Here is a 17694-nt window from a genome sequence, read left to right on the forward strand (position 1 = left end):
CCGAAAAAAGAGGGCAAGGCCTGCGCCTTGCCCTCTCCTTCCTGCCGTTCGGGCCGGTACCCGTCACTTCATGTTCTGGGTCACTACGTCCGGGTAGTAGGCGATCTTCAGCGTGTGCCGCTGGCCCATCAACTGGCCGTCGCCGTACCAGGTGATGTTGTCCTGACGCAGGGTCATGCCGTCGGAGCTGTACTCGTATTCGCCGCCGTTGGAGGTGGTGAAGGCGAAGCGCTGCTCATCCATGCGCTTGAGGTCGAAACGGGTGCCGGCCGGCGGCATCATTTCCTTCACGCGCTTGAGGTAGGCCGGCGCCAGTTCGGCGAACAGTTCGCGGGTGCGGGCCTGGTACTGGGCGTCGGTCAGCCCGGGGGTCTGCTCCAGCTTCTGCGCGATCAGCGAGAAGTACTCCGCGTCGGTGCGGGCCAGGGCGATGCGCACCGCCATGACTTCACTCAGGCGCGCCTGGTCGACCTGCGGCTTGCCATCGGCACCCAGTTTCGGCGCGATGAACTCGTTGCCATCGACCTGCACCAGCGGCGCGGTGGCCAGGTACGACGCGCAGGCGATCTGCTGGGCGGCCACGTTGCCGTTGACCAGCAGCGCCGTGACGCCGCCCTTCTTCTTGAGGCTGTCGGTGGTTTCGCCACTGGCGGCAACGAAGCGGTCGACGCTGGCCTGGTTCAGTTCACCGCGGGCCAGGCCGCAGAGCTGTTTCATCACGGCGGGGTTGCGCTTGCCGTCCACCAGCGGCGACATGCTGAACAGTGCGTTGCGGATCACCGGCAGCGCCGGGTATTCGATGTTGCCGAGGGTTTCCTGCTTCACGGCCGGGGCCTTGGCCACCGGCGGCTGTTCGGCGCCCTTGCAACCGGCGATCAGGGCTACGGGCAGGAGCATTGCGGTCAGCCATTTGCTGTGGGTGTTCATGGCCAGTTCCTCACTGTTGGGTCTGCGCCACATCGGCGCTGGATTCGATGACTACCCGGCGGTCAGCCGCCAGGCATTTGATCAGTTGCGCGCGGGGTACGTCCGGACAGTCGGCCACCGGTTCGGCGGCACCAACGCCACGCACCTGCATCAGCCCCTTGGGCACGCCGGCCTCGGCCAGGTAGTCGCGCACCGCTTCGGCACGGCGACGCGAGAGGTCGAGGTTGTAGGCCGCCGAACCGAGGCGGTCGGTGTGCCCGGTGATGGCGATGTGCGCCGGCTGTTGCTGCATCAGTTGCGTGGCCAGGCGAGCCAGGCTGGCGCGGCCTTCGGCGCTCAGGCGATCACTGTCGAAGGCGAAGGTAGCGTCGCCGGAGAGCGTCACCCGCGTGGCCTGTGCCGGCTGCGGCGCCGGGGCGGCAGGCTTGGCCTGTTCAAGGCAGTCCGCCGGCGAGAACAGGAAGCTCTGGGCCTGCATGTCCTTGTCGAACAGCACCTTGTACTGGCAGACCAGGTCGTCCTGGCCGTCGCGGCGGAAGCGCAGGATGTAGTCCCACTCGTGCACGCCGAACATGCCTTCGTGGAAGTGCGGGGTGCCGAGCATTTCGTAGAGCTGCGCCTTGTCCATGCCGGGACGGACCTTGGCGAGGTTCTCCAGGTTCACGTAGCTGCCCTGCGGGCGGTAGGAGTCGCTGATCGACGGAAACTTGGGCTCGGCACTGTGGCCTTGCCCGTCCACCGTGCTGTAGCTGCCGCAGGCGGCCAGCATCAGGCTGATGCAACCCAGGGCGAAGAAGCGGGTGGTTTGGAACTTGCGAATGTTCATGTTGGCCTCCTGGGGCCGGCCCGGCCGCAGCCGGGCCCGGATGGAATGACTCACCACTGGTAACCGACACCGACGGCGACGCCGGTGTCACCCTGGCTGCTGGTCGTACCCTGCAGCTTGGTGATCCACTTGCCGTTGTCGGAGATTTTCGACACGCCTATCGCCAGCGCGCCCTGGCCGCGGTAGTTGCCCAGGCCGACGGTGGCCATGCTGGCCCCCGGCGAGTAGGGCTGCGGCAGCGTTGCCATCGCCATCGCCCCGGCGATGCCGGCGCTGAGGATGTCGTCCTGCTTCTTCAGGTCGTGGCGCAGCGCGTTGTAGCGGGAGTCGGCGTAGTCGTAGTACTGGTTGGAGATATCGCCGATGCTCTGCTGCAACTGGCTGACGTTCACCGCGTCGGTCGGCTGGGTGCCGGCGGCGACGTTGGTGATCTGCCGCTCGTTGCCGGCGCTGCCCACCGAGACGCTGTTCGCCCGGTCGGCCACCGAGTTGGCGCCGAGCGCCACCGAGTTGGCTCCCTGGGCGTTGGCGCCGTTGCCCAGCGCCGTGGCGTTGTGGCCGCTGGCATGGGCACGGGTACCGATGGCCGCGCTGTTGTCGCCGGAGGCCACCGCACCGGCGCCGCCAGCCACCGCGTCGATACCGGTGGGCCGAGGCTTGGGCAGGTTGCTGGTGTTGTTCACCTGGAACATGCCGTCGGTGCCGTTCTGCAGGTGGGTGATGTCGGTGGACGCCTGCTTGATGCGGTTGTCGACGTTGGTGATGTTGGTGTTGATGGTGTCGCCCTGCTCGCGCAGTTGCGAGACGTTCACCGCGTCGGTGTCGGCTTCGCCGGCCTTGACGTTGGTGATCTGCCGTTCGTTGCCGGCGCTGCCCACCGAGACGCTGTTGTCGCGGTCGGCCACCGAGTCGGCACCGAGGGCGACGCTGTTGTCGGAGGTGGCGCTGGAGCCTGCACCGATGGCCGAGCTGCGTTCGCCGCTGGCGGAAGCGCCGTCGCCCATCGCTACCGCGGAGCTGCCGCTGGCGCTGGCGCCATTGCCCACCGCCGTTGCCGCTTCGCCGCTGGCGCTGGCGTTGCTGCCGATGGCGCTGGCGTTGGCGGCGCTGGCGTTGGCCCCGTCACCCATAGCCAAGGAAGACGCGCCGGACGCCTGGGCGGCCGGGCCGACGGCGATGGAGTCGGTGCCGCTGGCGACGGAGTCGGGTTTCTGCGAGTTGGCGTGGAAGTACTTGATGTTGCCCAGGGTGATGTTGTTGATCTGGGTGGTCACCTCGTACAACTGCGAGCCGTTGACCGCATCGGTGGAGTCGGCGCTGATTTCGCCGGGGGCGACGTTGACGATCTTGTTCGGGCCACGGCCACCGTGGTTGGCGTTGAACGCGCCTTTGCCACCGTCGGCGGTCGCATCCCACAGCAGTGCGTCCTGGGCCAGTTGGTCGGTACGGTCGGCAACGCCCTTGAGCTGCGAGACGTTGACCGCATCGGTCTGGTCGGCGCCGGCGGCGACGTTGGTGATACGGCGCTCGGCACCGGCGCTACCGACCGAAACCTCGCCACTGGCCACACCGGCGACCGCTGCGGCAGTGGGAGCGTAGGCGGGATGGCTGAGGTCGGCGCTGGTGCTGCTGCCCGCGCCGAGGGCAACGCTGTTGTCCGCGCTGGCGCTGGCGTTGCGGCCCAGGGCCAGGGCGCTGTCGCCGGTGGCCTCGGCCTTGTAGCCGACCGCCGTGGAGCCTTGCCCCTTGGCGTAGGCGTCGTCCACCGGCAGGCCGTTGTCGTTGGTCCGCACGTAGCGGATGCCACGGCCGTTTTCCTGGATGTTGGTATCGCTGTCGTCGCCGAAGACATTGGTGACGCGGTTATCGACGTTGGTGACGTTCTGGTTGGTCGTGTTGAGCTGCGAACCGTTGATCGCGTCGGTGGAGGTGGCGTTGACGTCGCCGTCGGCCACGTTGGTGATCTTGTGCGGGCCGGTGCCGCCGTGCCTGGCGCTGAACGCGCCCTCGGTCGCATCCCAGAGCAAGGCGTCCTGGGCCAGTTGGCCGGTGACACCCTTGAGCTGGGCGACGTTCACCGCATCGCTGTCCAGACTACCCGCCGCCAGACCGGTGATCTGCCGATAGTTGCCGCTGGCGGCATCGCCCACGGCAATGGCCCCCAGCGTGCTCTGGGTAGCGCGGATAGCATCGGCCTGGGCCTGGGTCACGCCACCGGGTACATAGCCGGCCTGGCCGGCAGTGGTGTTGGCGACCGAACCTGAGCCCAGCGCCACGCCACCCACGGCGCTGGCCTGGGCACCGGTGCCCAGGGCCATCGCGTTCTGCTGGCTGGCTACGGCGTCGTTACCGATGGCGATGGAGTTCTGGGCAGTGGCGCGGGTGCCGGTGGGGTTGCCACTGGCGTCGGTGCCGATGTTGCCGATGGCCATCGAGTTGGTGGGGTTGGGGCCGAACTTGTTGTTCAGGCCGATACGCCCACCGTTGACGTACAACTCGTTGCCCAGGGTCAGCGAGTCGGTGCCGTCAGTACGGCTGCCGGAGCCGTAGAAAAGTACGCGGGAGGTCTGGCTGGCCTTGTCGTTGGTCAGGCAGTTGGTGTTGTTGCTGTCGTACTTCCAGCCAGTGCTGCCGGTATCCCCGGTATCATGGACGAAGATACAGCCCGAGTCGTTACTGGCGTCATTGACGTAGAGGCCGGGGTTGCCGGAGATGCCTTTCTCGAAATTGGAACCGTCCTTGTAGGGCGTTGCTGCGAAGGCCGGCATGACCGGCACGCACAGCATCGAGGTGGCCACGGCTCCGACCAGGGCGCTGCGGCCGGTCTTGCGGTGGGCGGTGGCGAATTCGGAAGCGGCGACCCACGCGTTACGCGCGGTACTCCACACCAGACGGTAAATCCTGTTCATACGGGGCTCCTTCCAGGGGATCAACCCCTGGAGTCAGCAAGGGAAAATCAACGGGAAGACAGCTGCAGGGCGCGGCTGGACTGGATCAGTTGCGGGCGCTCCATCGCACTCGGGCGGGACTGCTGGAGCGCGCGCTCGTAGGCGCGCAGGGCGCCCTGGTGGTCCTGGCGGACGTAGTCGAGGTAGGCACCGGCGAACAGCCCGGCTTCGGTGCGCAGGTCACGCTTGACCGCGTCGGGCGCCTGCAGGGCATCGATCTCGGCGAACACCGTGGAGATGTCGGACTTGCCCTGGTACAGGGCGAGCATCGCGCGTTGCTGTTCGGTGGCCGGCTTGATGCCGCGGGCGAGCTTTTCGACCCGAGCCTTGGCGGTGGCCGGCTTCAGGCCGGCGTCGCTGGCCTGGCGGGCGGTCAGCCACATGTTCCAGAAGCCGGCATAGGCTTGCAGGCGGGGGTTGGGCGAAGTTTTCTGCAGCTCGGCGAAGGCTTTGCCTGCCTGGTCGAAGCGACCCAGCGCGGCCAGATTGACCGCCGACGGCAGGGCGATCACCGCGGCCTGGTCGCTGCCCTTGAGGGCGTCGTAGAACTGCCGGGCACGGACGTGGCGGCCGCCGGCATCCTCGATGAATGCCTGTTCGGCAAGTGCGCGGGTACCGCCCTGCCCTTGCGCGCCGGCTTCACGCAACAGGGCCTGGGCCGAGGCGAGGTCGCCTTCGAGCAATTGCTGGTGAGCGAGCATGACCAGCGGCTGGAACCCCCTGGGAGGTTGCGCGGCGGGTTCGGCCAGGGCAGCGCCGCAGGCGGTCAGCAAGGTAATGGCGAGGGCCAGGGAACGAGGCCGGCGCGAGAGCTTCATTAGATGGGACATGGTGGCAACTCCTGGAAAGAATTCGAGTTGCCGCAATGCTAGGAACGTCTCGCAGGGAAAGAATTCGGAGTCCTTCAGGGAGCTTTGTAGGAGTTGTTCAGCAGTCGCTCAGGGCTCCGGGCACAACGGCAGCTCCATATCCAGTTCGAGCGCCAGTTGCTCATCCGCGCCGGAATGGCGGAACACGGCTTCCAGTTGCTCTGCCATGCGCTGGCAGAGCGTGAGGTTGATGACGCTGCCGTACGCGGCCTCGCCATCCAGTTGCAGACGCACCAGCAGGTAGCCGCGCCCGCGCGTCTGGGTCGTAAGGCGCACGTGCAGCGAGGTGTCGGGCACGAACAGCGCCAGCGCGCTGGCCAGCCATTCGCGGAACACCTTCAGGTCGAGCCAGGCACGGCTCGCATCCAGGCGCTGCACCGAAAGCTGCACCGCCGGCCGGGTGGCCAGTTGGCGCCGCAGGAACTCCGGCAATTCGCACGGCTCCGGGCGCATTGGCAGCGGCCCGGCCTGCAGGTCGCAGATACGCTGGAGCCGTTGCAGGCGCTCGCTCAGGGTCGCCAGCCCCGGAGTCGAGGGATGCAGGCCGAGCCCCCCCAGCAGTTGCCCGATTTCCTGCAGCGAAGCCTCGCACAGCTCCAGCAGGCGCCCGACCTGGGACTCGGCGACCAGCAGGCGGTCACGCAAGTGCGTCAGTTGCACCTCGTTTTCGGTGACATCCTGCAAGCCGCCCAGCAACCCGACGAAGTGCCCGCTATCGTCACGGTAGGGCACTATCCAGAAGTAGATGACACGCCGCTCGCCGAATATCTCAACGTGCATGGTGTTGGCCGTCGGCACGCCCTCCGAGACGCGCCTGCGGATCGCCTCCGGCAAACGCTCGCGCACGTCTGGCGGAAACCAGCGGGTGTCGGCAATGCCCGACCCCAGGGCTTCTTCGGCGCTGATACGGTAGTAATCGAGGAATTTCTGGTTGCAGAACAGCAGCCGGCCCTCTTCGTCGCGCACATACATGGGGTTGGGTGAGGCATCGATCAGCTTGTGCAGCAGGCCCATGTCCCCGGTGGGAGCCTCGGGCACCGCCTCGCCGGGTATCAGCCCATTGCGCCGGGCGACTTCCGCCAGTTCGACGGTGGAACCGGCATGCAGCTTCTCCAGCAGGCGCCTCTTGTAGGTGCTCACGGTCTTGAAGCTGATCAGCAACTGGTCGGCGATGTGCAGGTTGGAGTTGCCCTCGGCCAGCAACTGCAGCACCGCCAGCTCGCGGGTACTCAGGCGCGCCAGCTCGTTGCCGGTGCCAGGCTGCATCTGCTCACGGGTGAAATAGGCGCGCCCGGCCAGCACGTCGGAAATGGCCTTGCGCAGCGCGCCGACTTCTTCGTCCTTGCTGACGAAGCCGTCGGCGCCGGCCTGGAAGCACAACGGGGCGAACTGCTCCACGCCCTGGCGGGTGAAAACCAGCACCCGTTGCCGCTCGTTGCGGTTCTTGATGCGGCGCAGCAGGTCCATGCCGCCGACACCGGGCAGGGCCAGGTCCAGGATCACCAGGTCCGGCACGACGGAGCGAAGCTGCATCAGCGCGCCGGGCACGTCCTCCGCCTCGCTCACCACCTCGTGCCGCAGTTCCTCCAGTATGCCGCGCAGTGCATGCCGCACGATTGGCGTAACGTCCACGAGCAGTATCGTAGCCATGTGCCGCTTCCCCTCCCGTCCGACGACCCAGAGCTTGAGCATAGGTCGCCTCGGCGCAACGGCAGGGCGCGGCGCGGTAATTCAGCGCAAAACGCCAAGCATCACCCAGACCCGGCGCGCCTCGGCATCGGCGTTGACCAGTTCGTCGAGCAGCGCACTGAGCGGCATCCGCCCCCACTCCACCGCGCGGCGGACGATGTAGGGCACCGGGCTGTGCGGCTCGGTGCGCGCCAGGTAGTCGGCGATGGCGGCGAGTTGCCGGTAGGCGTCCTCACGATCACGCGGCAGGCCGTCCGGCACGGCCCCGGCCCGCTCGGGTATCGGCGCCAACGCTGGCGCGGCGAGGTCTTCGGAAACGCTGGCGGCGGGCACGATCTCCGCCGCTTCCTGCTCTTGCGGCGCCATGTTCCTGCACCCCTGAATGACATTGGCCAAGGATCGGATGCACGACGCCAGCCCTTGCAGGCTGGGCGCCTCATCCATCAGTTGTTGATCGCTCCAGGCATCGAGGCGATCCAGGTGCCCGCTGGCCGTCGCCAGCAGCGCCAGCGCGACGCCCCAGCCGCCCACTGAGCCGCTGCGGATGGCCTCGTCCAGTTTCTTCTGTTGCAGCCGCGCCGCTTCGGCGGAAGCCTTGTCGGCCTTGCTGTCGCTGGCCAGCACCTGGTTACGCTTGAGTTCCTGCCAGGCGTGCAGACTCATCTCCGGCCAGTTCGGGCACAGGGGAATCCGCGTGTTCACCAGTTCCTCGTAGCGACGCGCGAGCCACACCAGCGGCGCCGCGCGCCAGGCCAGGTCGCCGTCCGGCGCCTGGGGATGCAGGCATTCCGGGAAGGCTTCGCACAGGTCGGCTAGCAGGCCCAGGGCATCTGCCAGCCCGGCGATCCCGCGCAGCATGATCCACGCCTCGCCCAGGTAGGCGGCAACCATCAGGTCCTTGCTGCGGGTAACCAGCAGCTCTTCCGCCAGCGCTGCCACGGCGTGCCAGTCGGCGCGCTTGGGCTCGGCCTGCCAGACGCCGGTGGGCAGCGTCTGGTCATCCTCCCGGCGCAGCTCGCGCAGGCGGTCCAGCACCGGATCGTGGCGCAGCGACTCGCCGCAAATGTCTTGCCCGGGGAACGGGCTGAGCAGCGCGCGCAATGCGTCGTCAGTGATCATGGCAACTCCTGGGCACCGGCAAAGGTGGCGATGCCAACCCCGCTGAAAGGCGTGCGCGGCGCACGCACGGGGAGCGGCTGGATCGAAAGCGGCTGCTTGGCATCCGGGGTCATCAGCGATACGCGAATGAACATCCGAGCGTCCGGCTCGCGACCGTTGGGGGCGCGTACCGGTACCTGCAACGCCAGCGGGAAATCGGTGTAGTCGGTGCTCGGCTGGCGCTGCAGGATGATGTGGGAGCGCAGCATTCGCGGCAGCGCCCACGGGCCGTTGTACTCCCAGCCGACTTCGAGATCGGCCACCGCCATGCTCGCCTGCTGCGGGTCGATGTCCGGCCTCTGCGGGCTGTCCTTGGCCCAGCGCAGCATCAGCTTCACTGGCTCGCCGACACTCCAGTGCAGGCGCTGGCCGTCACCGCCGGGGAAGCTCAACTGGCGGTCGGCGGCGTACAGGCTCCAGGCGATGACCTGGTCGGCGCCACGCTCGGCGTCACGGTCGGTACGCCAGCGCACGTCCAGGTCCACACCCTGCGCGCCACCCTTGTCGCGCTGGAATAGCGGGCCGAGCCAGGCCCTGGCCAGTTGCAGGCGGTCGAGGAAGTCCTTGGCGGCAGCACGGTCGGCGGACTGGCTGAGCTTCAGGCCCTCCTGGGCACGCGCCAGGTTCTGGTCGAGCACTTCGACGAAGTGCTGCACCCGCGCCGGGTCGGCATCCTCGGCCTGCAAGCTGTAGGAGAACGGGAAGCGGTTGGCGAGGTACTGGTTGAAGTAATCGGCAATCGCCGCCCAGGCCACCGCCGCATCCTTCTGCTGCAACTCCAGGCAGCGTTGCTGCGCCTGGTCGTGCAGCCCCCGTGTGAAGCGCGCGAGATCGCCCTGTCCGGTCACCAGCGCCGAAGTTTTCAGGATGCCGCCGCAGGACGCCGCGTCCATCTCCACGAAGTCGCGGCTGAGCAACTGGTCCAGCAGCAACGGCGAGCTGATGGGGTTCTGCGCCTTGTACTTGGCCAGCTCGTCGCTCAGGTCGGCGAAGCGTCGCACCTTCTCCTGGTCGGCGAAGCCCAGGTTGTTGCGCCCCCGGAGCCAGGCCAGCGCGGAGGTATGGGTTTCGCTCAGGGCGAGCATGGTGTTGAACTGCTGGGCCAGGTTGCGCTTGAGGTCCTGGGTGTCGGTGGAGCGATAGAGTTGCAGGCCGAAGTTGCGCGAGCCGTCCCAGCCGGAAACGTCGGCGCGCACGCGGAACAGTGGCAGTGCGTTGATCGAGACCAGCGCCGAGTCGACATCGGCCAGGGCGCTACGGGTCAGGTGGGCATCCAGGGCGCTGGCGAGATCCTTGCGTTGCAAGCTTTCGAACGCCTCGCGCAACTGCGCCGCCGGTTCCAGCGGTACGTCGAAAGTGGTGGTGACAGTCGCCGCGTTCGGTGCCAGGGACTCGGTGAGGCTGGCCCACATGGCGCTCGTGGCGGCTGCGGCAGCGCTGTCGGCCAGCGCATCGCGGTACTCGGCGGGTATCCGCGCCTGCTCCTGCTCGCGGTACTTGCGATAGCTCTCGTAGTAAGCCAGCGCGGCATTGAGCGCGTGGGCGTCGAGATTGCCCAGGCGGCTCGGATCGCTGCCTTGCGCCTGCTGGCGCAGCGCGTTGCCGGCGAAGTCCTGGCGCAGCAACGAATGGATCGAGGTGCCCAGCGCAACCACGTGATCCTGCAGCGAGAGGGTGCCGCCCGGTTGCAGTTGCAGCAGGTTGTCGCGGGAACCAGCGGCGGCGATCCACTGGTCGTGGAAGGCGCGCTGCAACTTGCTCGCCTGACTGACCACCGAGGCTTCCACCCCCGGCCCGAGCAGATAGGTCTGGCGTACATCGTCGAGCATCGCGCGGTAGCCGGGGACTATCTCCTGGGCATTGCCGTGGCTCCAGGCAGCGTTGGTCAGCTCGACCATGTTGCGCAGGGAGTCGATGAGCGCGTCGACTTCTTCCAGCTCTTCGGCGCTGTTGCCCTGGCGCGCCTTCAGCTCGTTCAGGCGCAGGCGCAGGAAGCCCGCGGGGCGGACGAAGTTGTCGGAGAGGAAGAACTGGTCCAGCCACAAGCTCATCAGTTCGCGGAAGTTGCGCGCGAGCGGTCCATCCTTCGGGCCGGGGTCCACCGCTGGCGGCGCGGCGCCGATGCCATCCCCGAGCACCGCTTGTAGGTAGCCGGCATCGCGCAGGCTGGCCGGGTCCAGGCTCAGCCCGTAGGCGTCGTTGCCCAGACGCGCGAGGCTTTCCAGCGCGTTCTTGGTCGTGCCGGCGCGCAGTTCGGTGTACCAGCGGTTGCGCTGTTCGAACGCCAGCGCGCCGCTGGCAAGCTCCCGCGCGGCGACGAAATTGGGCCACTGCTCGGGGCTGTCGCTCTGCACATTGGCGCGGCGCTCGGTACTGCGGATGCCACGCAGGCGAGCCAGTTCCGCACTCTGCAACTGCCGCAGCGGAACCATAACCTCGCGGCGCGCCAGGTCCACCAGTAGCGCGTCCATCCGGCCATCGAAACCGGACAGCCAGGAGCTGGGATACACCAGCGAGGTGTAGTGCCAGCGCATCGAGCCCTGCAGCAGCGCCCAGTAGCCCTGCAGGCGCCGGCGCGCGGCATCGGTGCCCGCCTCGCCCCCTGCGCCCCCGCTGCCCTGCTCGCGCTGCATCGCCTGGATGCGCTGGCCGAGCAAGCGGGCATCCCGCGAATCCACATGCCAGACCCACAGCATCGTCGCCAGCCAGATCACGCCGACCACGCCGGCTGCAATGGCGATCACCCGCTGCGAACGCTGACGCAGACGCAGGATGCGCGACACCGCCTGGGCGAGCCCGCGCTCCGCGAGCAGGCGCGACTGCCACAGGCCCTTGGCGAAGACCAGCTCGGCGGGCGCCTCTTCGCGGCTGGAAACCGTCCAGGGATCGTCGTCGGCGAAGCGGCAGGCGCCGCTGAAATACACCCCGCGCAGCTTCGGCGCCTCACCCAGCGCGTTGCCCTGGAACACCGGCCCCAGGCGTTGCCGCAGCCCTTCGCGCAGCTCACCCAGGGCGTGGGGAAAACGGTACAGCGCATCGCTCAGTTGGCCGCTGAGCACGCCGGCTTCGAGGATCGCCGCCTGCAACGCCTGCAATACCTGTTCGAAGCCGCGCTCCAGGTTTTCGTCCTGCCAGGCGGCGTCGATCTGCAAGGCGGACGACCAGCCCAGCGGGCGCTCGCGGGCGTCTTCCGGCAACCCCGCGCGCAGCTCGGCGAAACCATCCAGCTCCTCCAGGCCGGTGACCACCACATACACCGGCAGGCTGAGCCCCAGGCGTTGCAGCAGGTCGTTGAAGCGGCGCCGCAGTTGCAGGTTTTCCTGGGCCAGGCTCGCCGGGTCGAGCAGGCGCTCCGCCGGCAGCACCCAGATGATGCCGTCCAGCGGACGCCGCGGGCGCAGCCGCACCAGCAACGCCAACAGCCGACGCCAGGCACGCGGTGAGGCCGCCGCGCCCTCTTCCGGCAGGAAGATCGACTGCGGCACCGCCAGCACAGCACCGTCCTGGTCAGCCCACCAGCGGCCGAACCAGGCCGCCCGGTTCACCGGGGTCAGCCCCCATTCGGCACCGAAACGCTCGCCCAGCAACGGGTCGCCGAGCAGCAGGAACCAGGGCACTTCGTAGCGATCGGCGACGTCCTGATCCTGCTCCATCTGCCGGACGGTCAGGTAGAACGCGCGCACCGCCTCGCCGCCCTTGCTGCGCAGCCAGAGGTAGAACGCCAACGCGGCGAGTGCTGCCAGCAGCAGGATCAGCGCGAGCACCATCCAGCCGCTCACGCGCGCACCTCCATCATCAGGCTGGCGTTCGCCTGTTCCAGCACCGGGTCCAGCTCACCCTGGATGTCGCTCCACAGCCACTGGCCGATCACGATCAGCAGCAGCACGCCGGCCGTCACGGCCAGGACCAGGCGCAAGCCATCGGGCAAGGCACGTCGCAGCGGCATGCGCAGTGCGGCGGTGCTCGCCGGTCGCGCCAGGGTCTGCAACAGGGCCTGGGTGTCGGCGTCGCGCTGCCAGGCATGGGCGAACAGCGCCTGCCGCCACTTCTCGTGCAGGGCTTCGCCCTTGGGGCCGCGCAGGCGCCCGTGGAAGCCCAGCAGCAGGCATTGCAGGTAAACGTTGGCGAGGTCGCGGGTGCCGGGCGAGCGCGTTTCGAGCAGGCGATGGATCGCTTGCGGCAGGCGCTCCCCGGCGTTGCGGGTCGCGTACAGGCGCGCTTCCAGGGGCCGTTCCTGCCAGGTGCCCTGGCCGATCCACGGTTCGAACAGCAGGCTTTCATCGAGCAGCGCGACGAAGGCATAGACCATCGCCTTGACCTGCTCGCCAGCCGAATCGCCAACCTGGGCGAAGGCGCTGCGCCAGAGCCGGCGCACCACCGCCTGGGCCTCGTCGGCAACCCGTTCGCTGGCCGTCGCCTCGTCGCCATCCGGCGCCTTCAGCACTTCCCAGCGTTGCCGCCACTCCACCCAGGCGGCCTGGAAGGCGCGGCTCAATGGCGCCTCTCCGAACGCCGCGGGGTAGATCGCCTGACTCCCTTCGGGCATCTCGCCTCCCTGCCTCAGACGCCGCTGGCGCCATCCCCGATGAACAGCACCACTTGCCAGGGCCCGCTCACACCGGCCTGCAACGGCGCCCGCAGGCACAGGCGCTGGGTCGGATCGAACCAGTCGCCCTCGGCCTGCACCACGAACAGATGCGTGTCCTCGCCGACGCTATAGGCGATCTGCTCCGCACGGCTCATGGGCTGTTGCTCCAGGCCGGACATGCGTTGCCGGCCGAGCGTCGCCAGACTGCCCTGGGATGCCACGATGCAGCCGGACAGCCACTCGTGCGCCTGGCCCTCGCCGCAACCGGGTGGCATGCGCAGGCCGATGACCAGGCGCTGGCTCGGCGAGCGCAGGTCCGGCAGTACCAGGGAAAAGTCATTGCCCTGCCGCTCGAAGGCAAGGCTGCGGTAACCGGCGCGGACTCGCCCGAGGGTGATTTCCAGCCACTCGATCACCGGGTTGAAAGTCCGCAGCAGGTCGTTGAAATCGAACGGCGGAAACGCCGGCACACCACCCAGCGGGTCCAGCGCGCTCCAGCTTCCAGCCATGCCGCACAGCAGGCCGTGCAATTGCGCGGGGCTGGCCGCGCCGCTGTAGAGGGCCGCCTCCAGCTCCGGCAGACGCGCCCAGAGCGCGGCTAACTGGCGGCGAATCTCCTGGCTGTCTTCGGCGTTCTCCGCCTGCTGCGCCTGGCGCAACCGCCCGGAGAGGAATACGCACTTCTCCCGCGCCCGAGCACACAGCGCGACCACCGCCTGCCCCAGTGGCGAGGCCGGGGCGATCCGTGGCGTCGGCGCCACGTAGGGCAGGCAGACGAAACCGCCGGCGTCCTTGCCGATACGCAACAGTGGCAGGCAGACCGAGTCGGCGCGCTGCGCCTCGGTCACCAGGCGCGGGGCGGGGCGCCAGACCACGATGGGCTCCGGGTTTTCGCCGCTGGCGAGGTCCGGCACCGCGGGGCCGTCAGTCGATTGCAGGCGGCCGCGCAACGGCAGCACCTGCCCGGCGCGGGCCAGTGGGCTGACGGCGAGGTAGAGGGTGACGCTGGCGTCGGCGGATTCGGCGATGGCCGCCTGGGCATCGAAAGCCAGGGTTTCGCCAGCGCCGAGACTGACCGGCAGGCCATCGGGCAGAACCGCCGAAAGGGCGAGCAGCCGGACCACGCCGTTGCTCAGCGCCGAGGGGTCCAGCTCCAGATGCTCCAGCCCCCAGAACCAGGGGTTGGCCGCATGGACCAGGCGAGCGGCAAGAACCTCTCCGCGTAGTCCTTGCAGTTGAAAATGCTGGGGAAGCAGTTGCATCCCTTCGTGCCAGCACACCGCGTCAGGCAGAACTTTCACACTACTCCCCCTTCGACGTCCTAGATTGTCACGGGTCCGCCTGCCGGCGGTGGCTCAGTGCCCGTTGGCGCTGAGCAGGCGCATCTCCCGGCTGTCGAAGCGCAGCCAGATATCCGGCTGCTGCTCCAGACGCATACGATGCGCGCCGGGAGTGTTATAGCCAGCAAAGACCAAAAGTCCAGAAGCCGGCTTGCCCGCGAGCGGGAAATCCTTCGCCTCCATGAACTGTCCGGGCACCAGTTCCAGGCTCCATACGCTGATCTGGTTCTGGTAGTCGCGGCGGTACTGCTCACGGTCGCTGAACCACTGTTTGGCGGTCATCGACGAGAGCAGCTTGAGCAGATCGGCATCGCGCACCGCGACGAAGTCCACGGCAATCGGCGAGTCACCGTTGGCCTTGCCCGCCACGTCGAGGGTGAGGCGATTGACATCGACCTTGGGGCCGAACCACGAGCAACCGGTGAGAACAGCAAGGAGCACACCACAAAGGTAGGCTTTCGTCGACTTCATGAAACATCCCTGTGAAATGACTGTCAGAAAAAAGTTCTGCATTTGCGTTTTTATAAACCTGATCTAGCGTGCTTGGGTAGTTCGTCCGTGGACGAGCATCAGTGGGATCGCCAAGGACAGGCTCGATTCACCCCCCTCCTCCTGTCGTGCGTGGTCCAGCAATGGAGCGCGACGACAGCCCACCGCTGCGGCGTGCCCGACTCATTTGCAGCGGAGTTCGCCAGCATGGCAGAGAGCACACAGCACAAGCTCGACCGGGTTCGCCCTCCCCGTGTCCAGATCACCTACGACGTCGAAATCGGCAGCGCCATCGAGAAGAAGGAACTGCCCCTAGTGGTCGGTATCCTGGCCGACCTCTCCGGCAAGCCGGCCACGCCGCTGCCGAAACTCGGCGAGCGCCGCTTCACTGAGATCGATCGTGACAATTTCAACGCAGTCCTCGCCTCCACCGCTCCGCGCGTGGCCCTGCAGGTGGACAACACCCTTGCCAACGATGGCAGCCGGCTGAACGTCGAGCTGAACTTCCGCCACATCGACGACTTCGACCCGGTGAGCATCGTCAACCAGGTGGTGCCGCTACGCAGGCTGTTCGAGGCGCGCCAGCGCCTGCGCGACCTGCTCACCAAGCTCGACGGCAACGACGAGCTGGACCAGTTGCTGCAGGACGTGGTGAGCAACACCGAGGGCTTGCAGGAAATCCGCTCGACCCACCCGGTGACCGCCGAAGCCGGCGCCGCCACTGACGAAACGAACGACGCCGCCGACGGCGAAGCGCCCACCGAACCGCAAGCCTGACCTCGCCAGGGAGAGCACAGCAATGGCCACCACCAGCTCAGCGACGGCGCAAGGCGCCGAAGGCAGCACCCAGTCCCTCGACCTGCTGGACCGCATCATCGCCGAAGGCCGCATGGCCCATGACGACAGCCAGCAGGAATACGCCCGTGACATGCTCGCGGAGTTCGCCACCCAGGTCCTCGACGAAGGCATGGCCGTCAGCAAGGACACCGTGGCGATGATCAACGACCGCATCAGCCGCATCGACGAGTTGATCAGCGCGCAGCTCAACGAAATCCTCCACCACCCCGACATGCAGAAGCTGGAGTCCTCCTGGCGCGGCCTGCACCAGTTGGTGCAGAACACCGAGACCGGCGCGCGTCTGAAGCTGCGGCTGCTCAACGTCGGCCAGCAGGAGCTGCAGAACGACCTGGAGAAGGCCGTCGAGTTCGACCAGAGCACTCTGTTCAAGAAGATCTACGAAGAGGAATACGGCACCTTCGGCGGGCACCCGTTCAGCCTGCTGGTGGGCGACTACCAGTTCGGCCGCCACCCGCAGGACATCGCTCTGCTGGAGAAGCTCTCCAACGTCGCCGCGGCGGCCCATGCGCCCTTCATCGCCGCGGCAAGCCCGCGCCTGTTCGACATGGGCAGCTTCACCGAACTGGCGATCCCGCGTGACCTCGGCAAGGTGTTCGAGAGCCTGGAGCTGATCAAGTGGCGTTCATTCCGCGAAAGCGAAGACTCGCGCTACGTCTCCCTGGCACTGCCGCGCTTCCTCCTGCGCCTGCCCTACGGGCCCGACACCCAGCCGGTGGAAGGCATGAACTTCATCGAGAAGGTCGATGGCACCGACCACTCCAAGTACCTCTGGGGCAACGCCGCCTGGGTACTGGCGCAACGCATCACCGAGGCCTTCGCCAAGTACGGCTGGTGCGCGGCGATCCGCGGCGCCGAGGGCGGCGGTGCGGTAGAGGGCCTGCCGGCGCACACCTTCCGCACCCACGCCGGCGACCTGTCGCTGAAATGCCCCACCGAGGTGGCCATCACCGACCGCCGCGAGAAGGAACTCAACGACCTGGGCTTCATCGCTCTGTGCCACAAGAAAAACACCGACCTCGCGGTGTTCTTCGGCGGCCAGACCACCAACAAGCCGCGCCTCTACAACACCAACGAAGCCAACTCCAACGCGCGCCTCTCGGCGATGCTGCCGTACGTGCTGGCCGCGTCGCGCTTCGCCCACTACCTGAAGGTGATCATGCGCGACAAGGTGGGCAGCTTCATGACCCGCGATAACGTGCAGAGCTACCTGAACAACTGGATCGCCGACTACGTGCTGATCAACGACAACGCGCCCCAGGAAATCAAGGCGCAGTACCCGCTGCGCGAGGCGCGGGTCGACGTCACCGAGGTCGCCGGCAAACCCGGCGTCTATCGCGCCACGGTATTCCTGCGGCCGCACTTCCAGCTCGAAGAGCTCACCGCATCGATCCGCCTCGTGGCCAACCTGCCGCCGCCGGTTGCCGCCTGAGTCACCGGGCCGGCCCTGGCGCCGGCCCCTTTGCTTTCCCCAATGACACCCAATAAGCAGTGGAGCTCCACACTATGGATGCGATCATTCTCGACCTCGGCGACGACATCAAAGGCGACTGCCTGCTGACCGGCTACGAAAACAAGATCGAAGTCATGTCCTACAGCCACAACGTGGCCATGCAGGTGACCAACGACGTCAGCAACTCCGAGCGCACCTCCGGCAAGCCCCATGTCGGCGAATTCACCCTGACGAAATTCGTCGACACCTCCACCCCGACGCTCAACGAATACTGCTGCTCGGGCAAGCCGCTCGCCACGGCCACCATCACCGTCGGCCGCAACGCCGCCGAAGGTGACGGCAAGATAATGCCCTTCATCGTCTATACCCTGAGCAACGTGGTGCTGTCCAACGTCAGCGTCAGCGGCGGCACTGGCGGCAAGCCGGTGGAAACGCTGTCGCTGAACTTCACCAAGATCAAGTGGGAACTCACCGCCCAGAAGGACGACGGCACCAAGGAAGGCACCGCCGCCTCCACCTGGGACATGGCCGCCAACAAACTGGCCAGTTGAC

General features: G+C 67.4%; 13 protein-coding genes. 3 read left to right on the top strand and 10 right to left on the bottom strand.

Annotated features, from left to right (window positions below):
- Window positions 1-63 precede the first annotated feature (63 nt).
- From OU419_RS18020 to OU419_RS18065, 10 genes are all read right to left on the bottom strand, one after another.
- Window positions 64-927 carry a hypothetical protein gene (locus OU419_RS18020; RefSeq protein WP_254475615.1) on the bottom strand — a complete coding sequence of 288 codons (864 nt, stop codon included), beginning with the start codon at window positions 925-927 and terminating at the stop codon, window positions 64-66.
- A 10-nt stretch (window positions 928-937) separates the two neighbouring features.
- The gene (locus tag OU419_RS18025; protein WP_254475614.1) at window positions 938-1753 is read right to left on the bottom strand and encodes an OmpA family protein; all 816 of its coding nucleotides are present in this window, start codon (window positions 1751-1753) and stop codon (window positions 938-940) included.
- Between the two features lie 50 nt (window positions 1754-1803).
- A complete protein-coding gene (locus tag OU419_RS18030; protein ID WP_268171881.1) occupies window positions 1804-4662 on the bottom strand; it encodes a YadA-like family protein in 2859 nt (952 codons plus the stop codon).
- Window positions 4663-4709: 47 nt separating this feature from the next.
- Window positions 4710-5531, bottom strand: coding sequence for a hypothetical protein (locus tag OU419_RS18035; protein ID WP_254475613.1), 822 nt, complete (start codon window positions 5529-5531; stop codon window positions 4710-4712).
- A 108-nt stretch (window positions 5532-5639) separates the two neighbouring features.
- Window positions 5640-7220 carry a response regulator gene (locus OU419_RS18040; RefSeq protein ID WP_254475612.1) on the bottom strand — a complete coding sequence of 527 codons (1581 nt, stop codon included), beginning with the start codon at window positions 7218-7220 and terminating at the stop codon, window positions 5640-5642.
- An 81-nt stretch (window positions 7221-7301) separates the two neighbouring features.
- Window positions 7302-8378, bottom strand: a complete 1077-nt coding sequence (tssA, locus tag OU419_RS18045; RefSeq protein ID WP_254475611.1) for a type VI secretion system protein TssA — start codon at window positions 8376-8378, stop codon at window positions 7302-7304.
- Window positions 8375-12196 (bottom strand): type VI secretion protein IcmF/TssM N-terminal domain-containing protein, encoded by a 3822-nt coding sequence (locus OU419_RS18050; RefSeq protein WP_254475610.1) that lies wholly within the window; start codon window positions 12194-12196, stop codon window positions 8375-8377. The genes tssA and OU419_RS18050 overlap by 4 nt, the downstream gene beginning before the upstream one ends.
- Window positions 12193-12963: a DotU family type IV/VI secretion system protein gene (locus tag OU419_RS18055; RefSeq protein WP_254475609.1), complete on the bottom strand. Its 771-nt coding sequence runs from the start codon at window positions 12961-12963 to the stop codon at window positions 12193-12195. Before OU419_RS18055 ends, OU419_RS18050 begins: the two co-directional genes overlap by 4 nt.
- A 14-nt stretch (window positions 12964-12977) precedes the next feature.
- Window positions 12978-14306, bottom strand: a complete 1329-nt coding sequence (gene tssK / locus OU419_RS18060) for a type VI secretion system baseplate subunit TssK (protein ID WP_254500567.1) — start codon at window positions 14304-14306, stop codon at window positions 12978-12980.
- Between the two features lie 54 nt (window positions 14307-14360).
- Complete coding sequence (locus OU419_RS18065; RefSeq protein ID WP_254475607.1) at window positions 14361-14816, bottom strand: type VI secretion protein; 456 nt, start codon at window positions 14814-14816, stop codon at window positions 14361-14363.
- 225 nt (window positions 14817-15041) lie between these two features.
- Here OU419_RS18065 and tssB point away from each other — a divergent pair, with 225 nt between their 5' ends.
- The 3 genes from tssB (at window position 15042) to OU419_RS18080 (ending at window position 17693) form a co-directional block, all read left to right on the top strand.
- Window positions 15042-15611 carry a type VI secretion system contractile sheath small subunit gene (gene tssB, locus OU419_RS18070; protein ID WP_254475606.1) on the top strand — a complete coding sequence of 190 codons (570 nt, stop codon included), beginning with the start codon at window positions 15042-15044 and terminating at the stop codon, window positions 15609-15611.
- A 22-nt stretch (window positions 15612-15633) separates the two neighbouring features.
- On the top strand, window positions 15634-17121 hold the full coding sequence (gene tssC, locus OU419_RS18075; RefSeq protein WP_254475605.1) for a type VI secretion system contractile sheath large subunit: 1488 nt from the start codon (window positions 15634-15636) through the stop codon (window positions 17119-17121).
- Between the two features lie 74 nt (window positions 17122-17195).
- Window positions 17196-17693 (top strand): Hcp family type VI secretion system effector, encoded by a 498-nt coding sequence (locus OU419_RS18080; RefSeq protein WP_254475604.1) that lies wholly within the window; start codon window positions 17196-17198, stop codon window positions 17691-17693.
- Window position 17694 lies beyond the last annotated feature (1 nt).

This window comes from Pseudomonas triclosanedens (assembly GCF_026686735.1).
Classification (GTDB): Bacteria; Pseudomonadota; Gammaproteobacteria; order Pseudomonadales; family Pseudomonadaceae; genus Pseudomonas; species Pseudomonas triclosanedens.